The organism is Bacteroidota bacterium (assembly GCA_037133915.1).
Classification (GTDB): Bacteria; Bacteroidota; Bacteroidia; order Bacteroidales; family CAIWKO01; genus JBAXND01.
Window position 1 is genome coordinate 58,353 of the sequence record JBAXND010000020.1, and the last position, 19,806, is coordinate 78,158.

The following is a 19,806-nucleotide window of genomic DNA, read 5'->3' on the forward strand; positions in this document are numbered from 1 at the left end:
ATAAAATATGAACCCTGCATGAACAAATGATTTATTTTTTGGCTCCCAGCATTATTTTTCTTACGTGCATGCCTTGTCCTGTATCAATCTTTAAAAAGTAAATTCCCTGTGCAAAACCATTCATGTCAAGGCGTAAACCATTATTTAATAAGTTCGCTTGAATTGTCGAACGGTAGAATATTTTTCCCAGACAATCACTTATTTCAATTTCAACAGTTTCACTACCAATATTAGTTGAAGTAATATTGATACATCCATCGCTTGGATTTGGGAATACGTTAATTTGATTGCCTGAAGTTCCTGATTCTATTCCTGAATCATCAATTACGGTCACAACAATACTGTCGTTGGCCTTACAGCCATGATTGTCAGTCACCGTGAGGATGTACATATGCTGTCCGTTACCGGCAATGCTACCGATAATCTGAATTGTATCTGTTGTTGCTCCGGTTGACCAGTTATATTGTGCAAATGAACCGCTGCTGGAGAGCACAATAGTATCCGACCAGAACATATTGGTGTTTGGCCCGAGATTAGGGACTGGTGCAGCATACACTGTAAGTATAGCACTGTCGGTAATGGTATCGGGAGGGCAGGGCCCGCTTATCATGCAGCGGTACATGCTCCCGTCAAGCGCTTGTGACACGTTTGTTAAAACATAGGAGGCTGTGATGGCCGTGGGGCCGGTTGCATTTGCCCATGAACCGCCTGATGGCTTTTTCTGCCACTGATACAATAGGTTTCCACCTGTAGCAATCACGGTGAAACTCGTATCAGCTCCAACGCAAACCGCCCCGTCATTGGGCTGTGATGTGATAAGAGGCGAGCTGTTTACTGCAAGCGTTACTGTATTTGATGTATCGGAGGGTTGGCAATCACCGGTTAAAATACAATGATACTGATAACCGTTCATGCCCATTGTTGCACCTGTTATATTATAGGTGGCATTAGTTGCTGTCCCCGGAGCTGTAGCCCACGATGTGCCGTTGGTAGAAAGTTCCCAGAGATAGTTAAGATTTGCGCCCGCTGCAGAAAAAGAAAAGACCGCATTGGCGTTCACACAAACGGACTGATTAACAGGTTGAGTGTTGAATACCGGCGCAGGCTTTATCGTGAGTAAAGCGGCAACGGTTGTATCTTTTGGAGTGCATGTTCCTGAAACAACGCAGCGGTATCGCCAGCCATTCAGGTTCATTTGCACATTGCTCAGGGCAAACGTAGCCGTTGTGGAAGATGGGCCGGTGCAATTGCTCCAGGTTCCTCCTCCCGGTGCTTGTTGCTGCCACATATATCCAAGTCCGCTTCCCGAAGCAATAACAGTAAAGCTCCCTGCTGCATTCTGACAAATCACGGCATCGGTTGGATTCGAAACCAAAGCAGGCGCACTGCCTACATTCAATGTTGCAACAGTTGTATAGAATAGATTTATGCAGGCCGCATCTACCATGCATCGATATAGGTAACCGTCCATCGAGGCCGTCACGCCGGAAATACTATACTGTGCCGCGAAAGCACTTCCGGGAGCTGTATTCCAACTCATACCGCCGTCGGTACTGATCTGCCACATATATGAAACCGGAAGCGTGCTGCTCATGACAACAATAAAGCTTGTATCTGCACCTTCGCACACCGTAATACTCAAGGGCTGCTGGATCAGCGTGGGAATAATCATTTCATAGGCGCCTATATCAACAGTATCATCTGTTATGCGCGGACTTCCTGCAAAATCAATAAGCGGCAAATGCAATCCGAGTGTGTCGGGATTTCCTGAATTATACAGTGCGCAATCGCTCAGATTCCAGTCTGAATTTAATGCTTCATATGAATTGCCCGCACCGGCAGTCGGGTTATTAAAAGATGGATAAATCTGCTGATTGTGAGAATAAACACCATTGTAGCCAATGTTTCCCGGGTGTGCAAAACCTGCTGAATCGCCTTCTACATCTGAATAATATACATCCGGTGCTGAAAGTGTGTCGGCAAAATACATCTGATTCCCTGTGTTGGACGTATTCCCGTAAATAATGCTGTTTTCAAATTTTATTTTCGACTGTATTCCATAAACGGCGCCACCATAGCCTCCGCCACGATTATTTACAAGGTCACAATTAACAATGCGCACATCGGCTCCCATGTAGCAAACCAAAGCGCCACCGGCATTTGGTGTAAGGTTGTTTGCGAAAATACTGTTCGATATTTTTGTGGTTCCCCGCGAAATCCAGATAGCGGCACCATCGCCCCAGTTATTGCAGAAGTAGTTATTGTAGCATCGTATGTCTGCAGAATCAAGATACATAGAACCGCCCATTACACAGGTATTGTGATCAATAGTGCAGGACGATAATTCAGCATTTGATTCCGAGAAATAAATAGCGCCGCCATAGGTTGATGCTCTGTTGTTATGAAAGCGCGACCGACTTATTGTTAATTTTGAAAAATGCTCAACGTGCAAAGCGCCCCCCATATCTTCGCCAATACCTGGACCGTTTGCATTTCCGTTCTGGATATCGCAATAGAGAAACAGGGAGGAATCATTGGAAGTTGCGGTATTGATGAAACGAATGCCCATCCATCCGTTTACGATATTCTTTGAATAGATTTTTATTGAATCAACTGCTGTTCCGAGAGCTTTCACACAACCGTTCACATTTATATAATAGTCTCCTTCAAATTCAACTTTCACACCCGGATTAATGGTTAGTGTTACACCATTTGCAACGAGAATAGGGCAGATTACTTTCACGGTATCTGCATTCCACACAGTGTTTGAGGAAATATTGCCGCAGGCAGTAATCACCTGCTCACGCTCGTAAGCGCCCATGTCTATTCGGTTCATATTGATGCGCGAATGAAAAAGCAAATCAAATAACGGTAAGTGAAGCCCTGTCGTATCAGGCGTTCCGGCATCCATACACGGCGAGCCCGTCCGCAATTCATAATTAAACGCCAGTGTATCCATGAATTTCGGATAGGCATTCAGATTGTTAGTGTAAGTACCACTGTAGTTTGTGCCTGAGCCTGCGCCGCCAAATCCTGTCAGCCCGCCCTGAATATTACAATAATTAAAATTCGGATCTGAGGCCGGATTCAGCAGCGAAACCTGTGCGCCTGCAGCGGCCTTGTTCAGATAAAGAATATTATTCACAAAATCCGGATTGGAAGAAATGCAATTAATGCCACCGCCGTAATTCGATTTATTATCAACAATGGTATTATTGGTTATTGCAGAACCTGAATTATAAAAACCGATGCCGCCACCCAGATAACCAAGGTTACGGTAAAAAAGATTATTTATAATCGTTGCTGAAGAGGTGTCTGCACAGCATATTCCGGCGCCCATAGAGCTTGCAAAATTGTTGTAAAAAATATTGCTTATTACCTTTGGACCGGCTTTTTGACAATGAATTCCAGCTCCGCGTGATGCTCTGTTATTACTAAAAAATGTTCCGCGAATGTAGGCGCTGCAGGCTTTTACGTATATGGCGCCGCCATCGTTGCTGCAACGGTTATTTACAAAAGTGCAGTTGATAGCTGACACTTTTCCATAATGGTTCAGGAACAGTGCGCCACCCGACCCGTTCTTGCCGGAGCCGTTGGCCTTGCCATATTCAAAATCACAATAATTGAATTTAGAGCTGTCGTTGGTGAGGGCTGTTGAGTCAAAGCGGATGCCCCACCAGCCCCCGTTATTCTGCGACATATTCGCCAGACCTGTTGTATCATTTATGGTGAAGCGTATTCTTGCCGAAGTCGTCCCGACGGCAAGTATGCGACCGTTTATGTTCAGCTTGTAATGCCCCTGAAAAATAACTTTTACACCCGCCTGCACAGTAAGTACAATGCCATCATTTACAGTAATGTCGCCGCTCACATTCACTGTATCAGCAGTCCAGATTGTATTTGTATTTACGATTCCGCTAACTGTAATGTTTGTTGCGGATGCGCTCATATAAACGCATACAAACATTGTCAGTAAAACAGTCTTCAAGGCTTTTTTAAGAGTGAAAACAGTTCTCATAAGGTCTTATTTTAATACCCGGTTTTTGTACAATGAACAAATCGGCGATTTTTAATTATCGCATAATGGTCACTGTTCCCTCAATTGTTTTTTCGCTAATGCCTGAGTCGAATATAAAATAATATACTCCGTCAGCAATTCCTTCGGCATTCCACGTATTGCGATAATGGTACTGTTCAAAAACTTTTGCGCCCCAACGGTTGAATATCACTAAAGTGTTTTCGGGATATTTTTCAACATTTTTAATCACGAAATTATCGTTCGAACCATCGCCGTTGGGTGTGAAAATGTTGGGATAAGTAAGAATATCATCAATTACCTGAACAGTCCTTGATGCCGTGTCAATGCACCCAAAACTTGTTTCTACAGTCAGCAATACTACATATACTCCTTCTTTGGAATAACTGTGTGATGGACTTTCCAGATCGGAAGTGCTGCCATCACCAAAATCCCAGGTCCAGCTTGATGGCCCTTGCGACTGGTCAAGGAAGAATATTGTCCAGCTTGGGTCGAGCGTGCTTTTCGAAATCGAAGGATTTGGGTCGAAAGCGGCCACAGGCTTAGGATGTACAATAATCATGGCAGGAATGGTTTGAGTACTGTCACAGCCATAAACAGACACTACTGTACAACTTACCGTAAAAGAGCCTGCGCTTGTGTATAGATGCATTGGATACTTGATGGAATCGGTGGCGCCATCTCCAAAATCCCAGAAATAGGTTTGACCCTGATTGCCGCTCAATTCCTTAAAATACACGTTCAGTGGCTGACATCCGGAAGTTATATCTGAACTTATATTTACCGGAGGCAGCGGATGCAGTTCGATAAGCGTTTGCGTAGCTGTTTTAGTGCAGCCAACAGAATCAGTCACCAGCAATGTATAAATGCCGGCACAAAGTCCCGTCGCGGTATCTGCCGTTCCACCGTAAGGTGTCCAGAGATAAGTATAACCGGGGCTTCCGCCCGATGCATATGAAATGATAGAACCTGTGCTGTCGCCGGCGCAGTTGATATCGGTTCCGGACAGCGTAACAAATATTTGAGGGTTGATGAAATAGATTGTGTGAACCTCAACTGAATTGCATCCATTTACATCATAAACCGTAACGGAGTAACTGCCAACACTCACGACAATACTGTCGGCTCTTGCGCTTGATGTTACAGAATCTCCGGTTGACCAGACATACGTAAATGGGGCAGTACCGTTGTCAACGGTAACCGTTATCGTTGCCACCGTATCTCCATAACAAATCACATTGGGTCCATGAATGTCTGTTGATAATGGCGGATTGGGAATCATCGTAGCGCCGGGTACAATGGTATCATACCAGCCCTGCCCGCTCTGGTCGGGAGTGAAACCTGCAAGTTCCCATGTTTGTTCAAACCAGGTAATAGGAACGTAACCTAAGGGTATCGTCAGGTCAATAAGCGGACCGATAATGATATCCTGATCTGTTTGATTGACGACTACTTCCGGGCTGCATACTTCGGGCATGCATATCAGTTGTGTACACCATTGAGGCTCATTGGTTTTTTCGGGGCAGGGAACAGGCACTTCCAGACATTCCTCAGGGATGCAAAGCTCCGGCATTACTGGGAAGCTGGGCAAGTGTATTACAAAAGTAAAAGCCGTGAGTGTAAATGTGAAAGCAATACTGTCCCAGGTATGATTATGGAAATCATTGTCCATAGCGAACTTCAGCCCGAGATTCATGTCGGGCGGACCTAAGCATGGATACACATAATTCAGATTGTTGTCCACCTTAAAGATGATGCTGTCGCTGTTGCCCGAGCCCACTACGGCATTGCCGTTTGCGGGATCGGTAATGCTGTAATCAACCGGAATAGGAAAGGTCATGTGTGCCCATAAGGTTGGGCAGAAAGAGAAATCCTGCACCATGTAACCTGTTGCCAGAAGGTGTGCCGTAAGCAGGCTGTAGTCAACCGATATTCCCATGCCAAGGTCGATCGTTCCGTTTAGCATACCGATAACGGCTGCCCAGCTGCTGTCGAACGCAGAAAGGAATTGCAATATGTCAAGGTCAAAAGCCATGTGTGCACTGTCGCCTTTAGCCATCAGGCATTTGGTATTCGGGTCAAGCCAGTCGTCGGTTGCCACGTAGGGAATACCGATGGTCCCGCTTAATCCTATCCCGCCAAGGTTATTAAAGACGATGGGTAAAATAGTGTCGTGAACCATGTAAAAGCCAATGCCGGGATCGTACCAGGGATAAAAAACATCGGCTACTCCGCTGGAATCAGATATCTGAAAAAGATGGGTTGTGTCTAGCGGAACGCCAACTTCAAAAACATCAAATGTTGTACAACTCCAAACGCAAACGGTTGCATCCACATCAATATTGAATCCGAAGTACATATCAAATGAAACAGAGCCTGTATGCGGAAAGTCGGAGTTCAGCTCCCATCCCGGCTGCACGGTATAGTCTGATTGTATCGTTACTGTTTGTCCCGGATTAAAGGTTTGGTCATCGGGATAGGTCATGTCTATTTTAGTCGGATAGTCTACATCAACGGAACCTGTCGAAAAACCTTCTATCACGAAATTACAGCCATGCTTCAGCCAGTAATCAATGGTGAGTTCAGCACCAAAATCGCCTCCGAAAATATTCGCGATGTAGCCCTGTGTAGTGATTCCACTCTGGTCAACATCATACAAATTGATGCTTGTATCCATGGTAAAGACCTGACCATTGGGTCCCCACATATTCTGGTTTTGAGTTTTCCAGTCTATGAAATACGTATCCGTATGCGTTTGTGCAATTGAAGTGGCAAAAGCAGAAAAGAAGGCGAATATAATCAGGAGTATATATTTTCTCATGGGCAGAACGTTATTCTGTTTTTGTTTTAACTGAAAGCATACATTCTCTAAGTTCTTCTGCGATATATTTTTTAATGACAGCCGGGTAATTAGCGGTTATCCAAAGCGTATGATTCATGTCGCCCGTCAAAAAAAGCATCCTTTCAAATGGGACATCCTGTTTTCCGTCTTTGCTTTTAGCCGTGAATGTGAGTGTGAAAATGATTCCGTTTTTGCCCTCTGTCGTTGTAACATGTTCCGACCCAACAACCGCGTTTCCGTATTTTTGCAATTGACCGTTTTGCAGTGCTTCCACAACTTTTTCGTAGGACGACCCCGGCATATCTTTTATCATGATGGAGCTTGATGAACCCGGATGTAAATATCCACTGCTGTCTGCCAATGCGACAAAACCTGCAGGAATGGTGATAAGCATGGATGTTCCGCTGATAAACGCTTGATATGCGACGGGATTAACGTCTGCTTTCTGCTGAGCATTGGTCTCACCCATAACAATCAGCAGAAATAGCAATGATAAAAAAATGATTCTGAAGCAACGTACTTTTTTCGGCATTTTTACGGTTTAGGATGTTTTGCAGACAAATTTATTAATTTAAGGGAAGAGCGGCAATAATTGTTACATTATTTTTCGGGAGCTCATTTGTTTGACTGATAATAGCTAATCATATTGAAATATATCTTTCGCAATTATTTTTTATACGAATGAAGCCGTTTTAACCTGAATATTTCCTGAGAGTGTGATTAAGGATACCACATCTCGGTTTTATGCGGACGATGGCTTCCCTGTAAAAGAAAATTGTTTGTGTATATTTGTGGAAATTCATTTCAGATATTTAACATGAAAATAATACAGACATGAGGAACTTTTTTATTGTAACGGCATTGCTATTGCTTGGCATTGGACCGGTCACCGCCCAGACTGCTCCCGAGGATATTACGAACCGTTTTTTTGAACTTTATCAGGAAAAAGGCAGCGATGCGGCTGTTGAATATATTTTTTCAACCAACGTATGGCTCAATAATGCCCAGTCGGAAGTAGCAGCGATTAAACTGCAATTAAAGAAAGGTATTGCAATCATAGGCCAGTATTATGGTTATGAACTTATAGAGAAGAAAATGCTGGGCGAAAGCTATGCGATGATGTCGTATATGCTGCGCTACAGCCGGCAACCGATAAAATTTACCTTTATTTTGTACAAGCCCGATAAAAACTGGCAGGTGCAAAATATGAAATTCGACGACCGCCTGGAAACAGATATCGGATACGAGAGAAGCCCTTCTGCAGCCGGAAGCGGCGGACAGAAATAATCAGCTGTTTTTCTTTTGACCTGACAGAATCAACTGGCTCAGAATGATGAACAGCATCGTGAAAAAGATGTTCAGTATGGCATGCCACAGCGTCAGGAAAAAAGCGCGGAAACTGAATACCTCAAGATAATATAGCAGCAGGTGGTGTGCCGATACCAACAGCAGCGAATACGAGAAAAACCATCGGAATCCCAAAGCCCTGATGCCCGGCTGAATTCCTTCCTCATACTCATGTTTTGCCGAAACAAAATTTCCTGCAAAAGGTCGTATAAACGCCATTAAAACTGTTGCCGCCGTGTGAACACCGGCAGTATTGGAGAACATGTCAACAAAAAATCCGAGAAAAAAACCTGAGACCAGCAGCAGCCATTTTGGAGTTTCAAAAGGTAACAGCAAAATAAAAAGCACGTAAATATAGGGCACTAAGTACGATTTCAGGCTGATATTATTGAATATCAAAACCTGTATGAATACAAGCACAACAAATCGAACAATATTTCTGAGGGTTATGTTATTCATTTTTTGCAGCGCCCTCCAGATTATCAAGTTCGTCTTTCATCATATTCTGCACCACATAAACCCATGAAACATTATTGAAATCGGTTGAAAAATCAACATCCACAATGTAAAAATCATTGCCTTTATTTACCCTGAAATCTTTGATAGTGCCAATCATGGCGCCTTCCGGAAACATCAACGAATAGCCGCTTGTAATTACCGTGTCGCCGGCCTTTATTTTGACATGCGTCGGAATGTCTTTAAGAGAGCCCCGTTCAGCGCTTCCGCCTTCCCATACAATGGTTCCGACATAATCGTTTTTCTTAATCTTGGCAGATATCTTCATCTTCGGATGCAGCATCGAAATAACGGTTGCGAAATTTTCGGAAACCTCATTTACAATACCTACTATTCCTTGCGAACAAACAACCGCCATCCCCTTTTTAATTCCCAGTTTTGAACCTTTATTTATTGTAAGATAATTATTGATTTGATTCGTGCTGTTGTTGATAACCTTCGCGGTGACGTATTCGTACTGCTGCCGGTACAGCGTATCGTTTTTCACAAATACCTTATTGTCTGTCTTTATGAATGATGATTTCTGAAAGTTCAGAAGCCTTGCATTTTCTTCAGCCAGATAGCGGTTCGATTCTTTTAAGGAAAGATATTGCGTGATACCTGAATACCATGAATATACCCTTCCTGTAAATCCATTGGCCGAATTAACAATTACCGACCGCTGATAATAACTGTTGCTTACAAGCATAGTAAGCGCAAGCCCTTCTAACAGCAGAAACAGAAAGAAAAAATAATGGCGTGCAAGAAATTGAAATAAGGGCCGCATCGATTGTGGTTAATTCAACTGCAAAAGTAAGGTAAAATATCAATTCATAAAAGTTAGTATGATAGTGCGTAGTATATTTGATTTTTATCAAGAATGATTCTAAACAGTGTGTTTACTAAATTAAAAATCTGTATGATAACCTACCTTTGTATCGGGTTACCAAACAAACAAAACAATTTATGGCGGTTTATTTTTTATACCGCCCATTCGGGAAAACTTAAAGAATAACTAAAATGAAAAAAATAATTTTACTTACAGCACTTTTAATATCTGCTCTGGTGAATAAAGCACAGGTTGCTTCATACACCTTTTCGCAAAGCAGTGGGACGTACACGGCTATTTCGGGCGGAACGCAGCTTATTGACGGCACAACGGACCTCAATAATAAAATATCGGCGGCACTTACCATCCCTGCATTTATTTTTAATGGAGTGACTTATACCAAGGCTTATGTTACTTCCAATGGAATTCTCACACTGGGAAATACAGCCCCGGCATCAAACGCAACTGCCGGAATCAGCAGCGGTACCGGATCTGGTATATGCATTTGCCCCTTCAGCGCCAATCTCGACAGGGTTAGCAATGACGGGAATGCGGAGGTACGTTACCGGCAAATAGGCGTTGAACTTGTTTTCCAATGGAAATCGATGCGCAGAAAAACACTGAACGAGAGCTTTGATTTTCAGGCTCGGCTCAATACGGTTAATGGCGCTGTTAAATTCGTTTATAACTTAAATTTTGGTCCTGACAATAACGCGTCTTTCCCCGAAGTGGGAATCAGAACTTCTTCAACGGATTATAATAACCGAAAGGTTGCAAGCGGTGCGGAAAACTGGGCAACCTCACTTGCGGGCACTGCCAATTCGAGCACGGTCCGTTTTACAAGCAGCTCTCCTGCAAAAAGTTTTGTCGACGGGCAAACATACACATGGACACCACCGGGACAATGCTCAGGAAGCCCTGCAGGCGGAACTGCTGCTGCAACGGCAACAACGGGTGTCTGTACAACCGGAAGCAATCTGAGTTTATCAGGAAACACAAGCGGCTTCGGAATTACCTATCAATGGCAGTCATCGCCCGATGGATCAACATGGACAGATATTGCAGGTGCAACGGCTACCACATACAGTCTGGCTTCCATTCTGGCAACTACACAGTATCGTTGCAATGTAACCTGTTATAACAGCGGCCTTACAAGTGCGTCTTCAGCGGTTACTGTTACCAGAACAGGACCAGCAGCACCAACGTTTATCGCAAATGCAAGTGTTTGTGCCGGTTCACTGCCTGTGAATATAAGTGTTACAGCTGTTTCGGGATGTACCGTTGACTGGTATAATGCGGCCTCCGGTGGAACATTATTGCTGAGCGGAAATACAATCTATTCTGCCAATGCGGCCGGAACATACTATGCCGAATCAAGAAATACGACCAGTAGTTGCCTCAGCACAACAAGGACAGCAGTAACAGTTACCGTAAATCCTTTAGTGACCCCGACTGTAAGCATTGCCGCTTCTGCACCCGGAGCAATATGTGCAGGTACCGGTATTACCTTTACTGCAACACCTACAAATGGCGGAACAACTCCGGTGTATCAGTGGAAACTAAATGGAGTGAATGCCGGAAACAACACAACAACTTATGTTAACAGTTCTCTGGCAAATAATAATATTGTAAGCTGCATCATGACATCCAATGCAAGCTGTCTGAATACATCTACTGCAACATCCAATGCTCTTACGATGACCGTTAATCCTGTAGTTGTGCCCGCAGTCAGCACCGTTGGTTCGCCCTCAGGTGCTATTTGCGCAGGTACCAGCGTAACATTTACAGCATCACCTACCAACGGCGGAACGCCCGCTTATCAGTGGAAACGTAATGGCGTCAATGTTGGGAATAACACACCGACTTACGTAAATGCAGCTCTTGCAAACAGCGACATTATTAGCTGTGTGATGACATCAACTGCAACTTGTGCCAGTCCTAGTTCGGCAACTTCTCCTAATATTGTTATGAGCATTAATCCAACGCTTACACCTTCTGTTACTACCACGGTATCGCCATCGGGTGCTGTTTGTGCAGGAACAAGCGTAACATTTACAGCATCGCCTGCCAATGGCGGAACACCCGCGTATCAGTGGAAACTTAATGGAATCAATGTGGGCGCCAATCAAACTACCTACGTAAATGCCGCTCTTGCAAACAATGATATTGTTACTTGTGTAATGACTTCAAGCGCAACCTGCGCCAGTCCTGCGGTTGCAACATCTAACGCAAACACCATGACGGTCAATTCAGTTGTAACTCCGTCGGTTTCGATATCCGCACCATCGGGGGCATTATGCCAGAATTCACTGATTGTTTATTCCGCAACCCCCCTGAATGGTGGTGGCAGCCCGGTTTATCAGTGGAAAGTCAATGGTATTAATGTGGGAACAGGCGCATCAACTTTTTCATACAGACCTGTCAACGGTGACAATGTGAGCTGCATCCTCACTTCAAATGCAAGTTGTGCAACAACACCCACTGCTACATCAAATCTTCTGAATGTATCGCTGGTAACACCGTCAACGGCAGGTATTACAAATGGAGATATGGTTTGGACGGGCAGCAGCAGTGCCAGCTGGACCGACGTCACCAACTGGCTCGTTTATGCAGGAGGTACTGTATTTAACGTGCCGGCAGTGAAACCGACATCGGCAGATAATGTAATTATTGAAAACAACGGAACCTGCTTTTCAACAGTTCCCGATGTTCCGGGCGCACAGGCTTGTAAAAGTCTGACTATAACCGCAGGAAACTCTTTAACTATGGTCGGCACAGCATCATTAGATGTTTACGGCAGCTGGACAAATCTGGGCACATTTACGGCAGGAAGCAGCACAATAAATTTCAAAGGTTCGCAGGTACAGCAGATAGCATCAGGCGGAAATCCTTTTTATAATGTTACATTCAATAATACATCCGCGAATGCGAAGAGTATTAATATCAGTGCGCCCATGACAGTGACAGGAACGGCAACATTTGCAAGCGGGGTCGCTTATTTTACCGGAAGCGGTTCACTTACATTTACTGATAATGCCTCAAGTAACGGGGGCAGCGCTGCCAGCTTTGTAGCAGGACCGGTAAGCAAATCAGGAAACGATGCTTTTATTTTTCCTGTCGGCAAAATAGATCCTTCAAATACCAAAGTCTGGGCTCCATTGGGCATATCCAATCCAACGAGTTTGTCGGATGCATTTACCTGCGAATATTTTTTCTCGGCATCATACAATAATCTCGATCCCGCATCAATGTGCGATTACAATCAGCTCAAGGCTACCAGTGGCGTTGAATTCTGGGATTTAAACAGAACAATTGGTGTTTCCACACCTGCGGTTACCTTGTATTGGAAAGATGCTGTTCGTACCGGTATTACTGATCCTAACGATTTGACCGTGGCACACCTCGAAGATTGCGGCGGAACACCCAAATGGAAAGCAATGAGCAGCACCTTGAACGGAATTACCGGAACTGCCGGATCTATCACTGCAACCGGTTTTACTTCATTCAGTCCAATCACTTTTGGAAGTAAAAATGGTGTAAACCCATTGCCTGTGACCTTATTGAGTTTTACTGCTGATTGCGGCGGCAACGGAAAGCCGGTGATATCCTGGGAAACCGCTTCGGAAACAGACAATGCCTATTTTAATCTTGAACGCAGCATGGATGCAACCAACTGGGTTGTTGCAGGAACTGTAAAGGGTGCAGGTAACAGCAATCAAAAGCTTGAATACCGGTTTGAAGATGAAAATGCTGAATCGGGAACCATTTATTATCGTTTGAAACAATATGATAACAATGGAGATGTTGAGGGATTCGGTATAATTAAAACAGATTGCGGTAAGTTCACCGAACAGTCATCGGTATTCTATTATCCGAATCCGTTTACACAGAATCTTTCACTTGAAATCTCGAATATTGCGGCGCGCAAAGCAAGCGTGGTTATTTATGATATTTTAGGTACTGAAGTCGCTTCCTGGACATTAAACAGTGATGACATTCAGAATAAAACCTATCAGCTGAATCCGGGTAATTTGCCCAAGGGCGTTTATTTCATAGAATTTAATTCCGATAGCTATTCGGGCACAACTAAATTGGTTAAAAAATAACAGATTTGGGTTTCTGTTTTGCGGCAGGCGGTGAAAACGGTCTGCCGTTTTTTATTTTTCAGATTTGAGAGGTACAATAATTCGAAGTGCTTTGGTAAGCACACTGACTTCAATCGGTGCTGTGCCCAGCGATTCGCCATCTGCTTCAAGAAGCAAATCGTTATTGGAATGAATTGTAACAGACGCCGCACGATGAACACTTACTTCTTTCATAATAGTGAAGGTTCCGTCATACAATTTCGGTGTGTTTCGAATTATTTTCATTTTGCCGACACGCCTGATAATCGTGATGTCAAGAAGGCCATCGTCGGGAATCGCATGGGGTACCTGCATCATGCCACCGCCGCTGTATCGGCAAATGCCAAAATTGGCGCTGTACAATTCTCCCGAAAAAAGCTGCTGACCGTCGGCTGTTATACTTGCATTCAGTGATGAAAATTTGAAAATAGAACGCAGCAGGCTCAGCATGTAGGCAATTTTTCCGCCGCCGCCCTCGTCTTTTCGCCTGTTCGTATCCTTTACTACAACGGCATCACAGCCAATGCCTGCAACATTAATAAAATATCGTTTCTCTATTATTCCAGCATCAGAGAATATAACTACGCCGGCATCCTGCAGAATGGAATGGCCATCGCGTATCATATTCACACAGTCTTCAAAAGTTGTCGGACATTGATACATGCGGCCCCAGTCGTTGCCTGTTCCAACGGGTATCATGCCGAGCGATACTTCATTTGAGGGTACCGCCTGTTGCAATAGTATTCCATTGGCAGCTTCATTCAGTGTTCCATCACCCGCAATAACAATGATATTCCGAATGCCGCGCTCAACGGCTTGTTTGGCCAGCGTCACCGCATCGAGTCGTGCATGCGTGAACGTATATTCGTACACAATTCCTGCGTCTTGCAGCAACGTCGCAATATGCGGCCAGTCGCGTTTTCCTTTGCGCCTTCCGGAGTTGGGATTGATAATAATAAAATGGGAAACTGCTTCTGCCAATTTATGCTTGAGATTCAGGTTAAAAAATTTGGGCTGCAAAAATACCTGTTTTACACTGAGATTCCCAACGTTTTGTTATGCGACGGGGTATATTCAATTCAGCGTAAGCGTGAAAATTGATTTTTTTTCGGTTGAAAAAATGATGTTTATCAGGAGTATTATGGTTGCACTATAACAAAGCGCACAATAATATTATATTTGTTTCTGATTAGTGAAATAATTAACAAATCATTTATATAAAGCCAAAACACATGAGAAAAGCGGTACATTTATTATTGTTCGTGACCTTGATTATTGCCGGCAGCATTTCGGTAAATGCCCAGATCGTTCCATTTAGTATTCCGGGTGCCACCAACACATACATTACCTGCACCAACGATTCGAGTGATTTTGCCGGTTATTATGACTATGGAAGCACTGCAACGCATGGTTTTATTTACGACGTTTCGTTAGATAATATCATTTATGTAGATTATCCGGGGGCAACTCAAACATTCATCTACGGCATTAATAATGACATGAAGACTGTGGGTGCGTATAATACTACCGGTGTAAATACCGACAATGAAGGTTTTGAATACGACTACTGGAATTTTACGTATACAGACCTCACCAGTAGCTGGATTCCTTCAATGGACATTACCATTGCCCGTGATATAAACGATGCCGATTGTGTGGTGGGCGACTATAAGGAAAGCACAACGCATGTTTGTTTTTCGATGTGCAGCGGTACAAATACTCCGTTTCACTACAACTACAATCCTACTTACATTAACAGTATCAACAACTCAGGCAAAAGAGCCGGCGGATGGATTGACGGCTCCTTGAGGCACGGTTTGATTTGGGACAATGGTACCTGGACCCAACTCGATTATCCGGGAGCAACGCGAACCATTTTTACCGGTATCAACGATAGCAATATTATTGTCGGAGTTTATAACCTTACACATTCTTTTATTTATCGTAACGGCGTGTTTAAAGAAATTTCCAAAACCAATGCAACGGATTTTCAAATACGTGACATCAATAATAAGGGATATATTGTCGGGTATTACAAAGACGGTTCAAATACCTACAAAGGTTTCTTCTCTTCAGTTTGCGAAATTAGTTTCAGACCAAATCCCGATGGCTGGCCTTTTAATAATTCCAGACCGAACATTTGGCCATACGACTGGTACAAGCAATTTGATTATACACACGATCCTTATCTGGGCGGCAATGCGCCCTTCCCAAAAATGGTTTATAAACAAACCGGCATCATTGATACGATTAACAGAAGTTTTTTCCCCGACTGGCCATTGTTTGTTGAAACACTCGGTGAAGACCAGTGCTATTTCAATGCCGGACCGGTTAAGATTCTTAAATATTCAGCTGCATTGAAGTATAAAACGCTTGTTAAACCATGGGGCGGCTCATGCTTCGGATTCGTTCAGTCGAGCTTTATGGCTTATGATAGCGTTCAGCGCTTCAAATCAGCCTTTCCGCAGCTTGATAACTGGGATGGCACCAATAAGCTTCACACACTGGCACTGACCAATAATAACAGAAAGTGCATCAATATGCTTATGCTCAAACAAAGCCAGAAATCATACCAGAAATATCGTTTGTCACAATGGAATGTTCCACCGGTTTCTACGTTAAGTTCGTTAAAGAAAATGCTGCTTGACAATGAAAAGGATGAACGTGGAATTACCATACGTAATCAGAACGGAAGTGGCGGCCATATTGTAAATCCGTATAAGGTTGTAATAGACAGTCTGGATCCCAATCTGGAATACATTTATATTTATGACAACAATTTCCCGAACGATACAACCCGAAAAATTACAGTGAATAAAACACTCAATAGCTGGTATTATAATTTGTCTGTAAATTCTGATGTAGGCGCCAGCGAATGGGGTGGTGATGATGCCCATAAAGGATTGTTTTTAAGTGTGCCGTCGAGTTACTGGTACGGAACACCTGCGCTTGATTCAGTGGCGAAAATTGATTACCCGGATGAATCTAAAAGCAATGAAATCACATTCTATAATTCTCCTGATTGCGATTTTGTGATTACCAATCCTTCAGGTCAGAAACTCGGTTTCCAGGCAAATCAGCTCATCGAAACCATGCCCGGCGCCATTCCTATTATTTCGGAATCGGGCACTGCCGAACCACCGGCGGGCTACTTTCTTCCAGACGGAAACTACAATGTAGAAATGAAAAATTTCAGCAGTCCGGGTGCCGTTTTCAGTGTGTTTACAAATACAAATAATTACAGTTACAGCCGGGCAGGAGCATCGCTGTCGCAAAAGGATAAAATTTCGTATGGCACTTCAGGCATCGCGATAAGCAATACCGATAATGTTACAAAAACCATCAATTTATCTACTGTTTTTGAAAATGCCGGAAATGAAATGTCGGTTGAAATATTGAATCTTGGCCAGAGTCAGAATTCAAATACTGCCATCAAGGTGTTGAACAATGAAATTAAACTTGTGAATACCGGAGCACCTTCCAAATATGATTTGTCCATTCGCTATGCAAACAATGCAGGCGAATCCAGATTTGTTCACGATACTATTGCTATTGCTGCAAACACCGCCCACATCATCAGCCCCGACTGGGGCAATCTGCAAACATCGGATGTTTCTATTTTTGTAGATAACGGAAATAACAGCACCAACGATGATACGCTGCATTTCGCAAATGAACAGCCCCCGCTGATTCTTACATTTCCCGAATCTATTGTATTGGGTTCGGCAGCCGCTACAGATACTATTCAAATTATTAATAATGGTGGCGGAAGCATGAGCTGGGTTGCAACTTCAAATAGTCCGTCGTGGCTTACTATTACCGGCGCCAATAGCGGTTCCAACTCGGGTTTTGTGAAAATATCAACTACATTGAATAACGGTGCCCTGCGTTCCGGCATTATTACATTCACTTCGGCAGGTGCTGCCAATTCACCGTTTGAAGTTGCCGTCAAGCAGAACGGATTGCTTGCAATTCCTGCGAATGTAGTGGCCTCAGACGGAAATTTCTCAGACGGGGTTCACCTTTCGTGGGATGCCGTGCCGGCTGCCACGCATTACTCTGTTTACAGAAGCAGTATAGCAGGAACAGTTGGTACTGCGCTTACAGCATGGATTACGGCAACATCGTATATCGACGTTACTGCCGCCAACGGACAGGTTTATTATTATACCGTAAGGGCTGCACAAAATGTTTCAGGCTTAAATACTTCCGATTACAGTGCTGCGAACGATGGTTGGAGAGCATGCTTCACCGCCGATTTTAATTATACCGGAACCTGTGTCGGGCAGGTAACTTCATTTGACGATATGAGTACAGCTCATACCACCGCCTATTATTTATGGGACATTAATAACGACGGTACGATTGATTATTCAGGAACCAACGCGCTGCATGTTTATAATACGGCGGGAAATTATACTGTTAAGCTCATCGTTACTGACAGCGCTTCTTGCACTAATACTGTACAAAAAGTGGTTAATATAAAAGCTTTTCCGGTAGTAAATCTGCCTTCAGATACGAGTGTTTGTGCAGGACAGTCATATGCACTTAATGCAGGAACAGGCTTCGATACCTATTTGTGGTCAACCGGTGAAACCACTTCATCCATCATGGCAGACACCAGCGGATACGGTCTGGGCTGCATTCCATATTACGTGCAGGTGAGCAACAGCAATGGTTGTACTGCCATTGACCAGACTTCATTGACATGGATAGTATGTACCGGTGTCCCTGAAACAGTCAATGAACCCGTATTTAATTTATACCCAAATCCTACAAGCGGTCTGTTGAATATTTCAATTACCGGTGATGCCGGAAAATCTTCGATAAGTATCTTCAACAACGGTCTGCAGATGGTTTATCATGAAGAAATCGGCACCATCAATGGCAATTGGTTCAGTACAATTGATTTGACGCAGATGGCTTCCGGAGTATATTTTATGCGATTCGTTTCAAATAACATCGTGAAAGTATCCAAGATAATAGTGTATTAATATCTTGTCATCGTATACAAAAAGTCCCTCTCCAGCAAAGGAAAGGGACTTTTTTGTATAAAGAAATGAGTGGTGTTTTTGCCCGAAATTATTTTTTTGCGGCTTCCACTTTAATAAGATCCACTTTAAAAATAAGTGTTGAGCCGCCCGGTATTCCTTCGGTTCCCTGTTCGCCGTAACCAAGGTCATAAGGTATATATAATTCGTATGAGCCGCCCTCTTTCATATGCTGCAGTCCTTCTGTCCATCCCTTTATAACTCCGTTAAGTGGGAAGGTTGCCGGCTGGCCACGGTCGAACGATGAATCGAATTTTTTTCCGTTGATGAATGTACCTTCATAATTCACCGTTACGTTATCGGTTTCTTTCGGTGATAATCCGGTACCTTCTTTAATAACTTTATATTGAAGTCCGCTTGCAGTAGTTACTACACCGGGCTTCGTTTTATTTTCAGCTAGGAATTTTGCACCTTCGGCTTTGATAGGGCCGGTGACTTTTTCTGCTGCTTTTTGTTGACGCTGTTGCATCTCAATCTGAAAGGCAGCCATTATTTTATCTTTATCCGCTTTTTTGAAGATGGTGGAATCCATATCTTCGAGGGCATCAATAAAACCCTGCATCAAAGGCTGAACTCGCAGGTTCAGCGAATCACGCGTAATATTTTCCTGAAGGTTGTTCCCAATGTTTGCACCGATAACATATCCGATAGTATCATACTTTCCTTTAAGTTCGCCGCGATAATCAAACGTCTTTCCTTTGTTCGATTTGGCAACCTGCGCAAATACGTTTATTGCTGTTGAACTGACGAGCAGAAGAGCAAACAACATTGTGATTTTTAATTTCATGGTGGTCGGTTTTGTTTTATTATTTAGAGCGGCAAAAATACAATTTTTTTCAATGACCTGCCCATATGGCTTAATAAGCTGTAATGAAGCAATATCAACATTTAAGAATATATTTTTATTTGAAGGGTGAAAAGCACGTATTTGTTCGTATATTTGATTCTTTCATTTCAACTATTCTGAATGTGCACATTGAAAATTAGTTTGATAACCATTAATCATCATTATTATGAAAACAACATTAGGGCACTTCTAAAAACCAATTGTTAATATAAACATCAGATTGTTAATAACTTAA

At 43.3% G+C, this 19,806-nt stretch carries 10 protein-coding genes; 3 read left to right on the forward strand and 7 right to left on the reverse strand.

Features of this window, described 5'->3' with window-relative positions; translation table 11 throughout:
* Positions 1-31: 31 nt before the first annotated feature.
* From WCM76_08790 to WCM76_08800, 3 genes are read right to left on the reverse strand one after another with little or no spacing between them, the layout of a single operon-like run.
* Entirely contained in the window at positions 32-4,018 is a 3,987-nt protein-coding gene (locus tag WCM76_08790) for a right-handed parallel beta-helix repeat-containing protein (GenBank protein ID MEI6765723.1), read from the reverse strand.
* Between the two features lie 55 nt (positions 4,019-4,073).
* Positions 4,074-6,857 carry a PKD domain-containing protein gene (locus WCM76_08795; protein ID MEI6765724.1) on the reverse strand — a complete coding sequence of 928 codons (2,784 nt, stop codon included), beginning with the start codon at positions 6,855-6,857 and terminating at the stop codon, positions 4,074-4,076.
* Positions 6,858-6,867: 10 nt separating this feature from the next.
* Complete coding sequence (locus tag WCM76_08800) at positions 6,868-7,410, reverse strand: hypothetical protein (protein ID MEI6765725.1); 543 nt, start codon at positions 7,408-7,410, stop codon at positions 6,868-6,870.
* Positions 7,411-7,712: 302 nt separating this feature from the next.
* Here WCM76_08800 and WCM76_08805 point away from each other — a divergent pair, with 302 nt between their 5' ends.
* Positions 7,713-8,165, forward strand: coding sequence for a hypothetical protein (locus WCM76_08805; protein MEI6765726.1), 453 nt, complete (start codon positions 7,713-7,715; stop codon positions 8,163-8,165).
* Here WCM76_08805 and WCM76_08810 read toward each other — a convergent pair whose 3' ends face one another.
* Both WCM76_08810 and mreC read right to left on the reverse strand, forming a co-directional pair.
* Complete coding sequence (locus WCM76_08810) at positions 8,166-8,684, reverse strand: rod shape-determining protein MreD (protein MEI6765727.1); 519 nt, start codon at positions 8,682-8,684, stop codon at positions 8,166-8,168.
* On the reverse strand, positions 8,677-9,507 hold the full coding sequence (gene mreC, locus WCM76_08815) for a rod shape-determining protein MreC (GenBank protein ID MEI6765728.1): 831 nt from the start codon (positions 9,505-9,507) through the stop codon (positions 8,677-8,679). The genes WCM76_08810 and mreC overlap by 8 nt, the downstream gene beginning before the upstream one ends.
* A 233-nt stretch (positions 9,508-9,740) precedes the next feature.
* Between mreC and WCM76_08820 the strand changes: the two genes are divergently transcribed.
* Entirely contained in the window at positions 9,741-13,655 is a 3,915-nt protein-coding gene (locus WCM76_08820; protein MEI6765729.1) for a T9SS type A sorting domain-containing protein, read from the forward strand.
* Between the two features lie 51 nt (positions 13,656-13,706).
* Here WCM76_08820 and WCM76_08825 read toward each other — a convergent pair whose 3' ends face one another.
* On the reverse strand, positions 13,707-14,693 hold the full coding sequence (locus tag WCM76_08825) for a diacylglycerol kinase family protein (GenBank protein MEI6765730.1): 987 nt from the start codon (positions 14,691-14,693) through the stop codon (positions 13,707-13,709).
* Between the two features lie 212 nt (positions 14,694-14,905).
* Here WCM76_08825 and WCM76_08830 point away from each other — a divergent pair, with 212 nt between their 5' ends.
* Complete coding sequence (locus tag WCM76_08830) at positions 14,906-18,667, forward strand: T9SS type A sorting domain-containing protein (GenBank protein MEI6765731.1); 3,762 nt, start codon at positions 14,906-14,908, stop codon at positions 18,665-18,667.
* Between the two features lie 88 nt (positions 18,668-18,755).
* On the opposite strand, the gene WCM76_08835 is transcribed toward WCM76_08830, so the two are convergent.
* Complete coding sequence (locus tag WCM76_08835) at positions 18,756-19,511, reverse strand: FKBP-type peptidyl-prolyl cis-trans isomerase (protein ID MEI6765732.1); 756 nt, start codon at positions 19,509-19,511, stop codon at positions 18,756-18,758.
* Between the last annotated feature and the right edge of the window lie 295 nt (positions 19,512-19,806).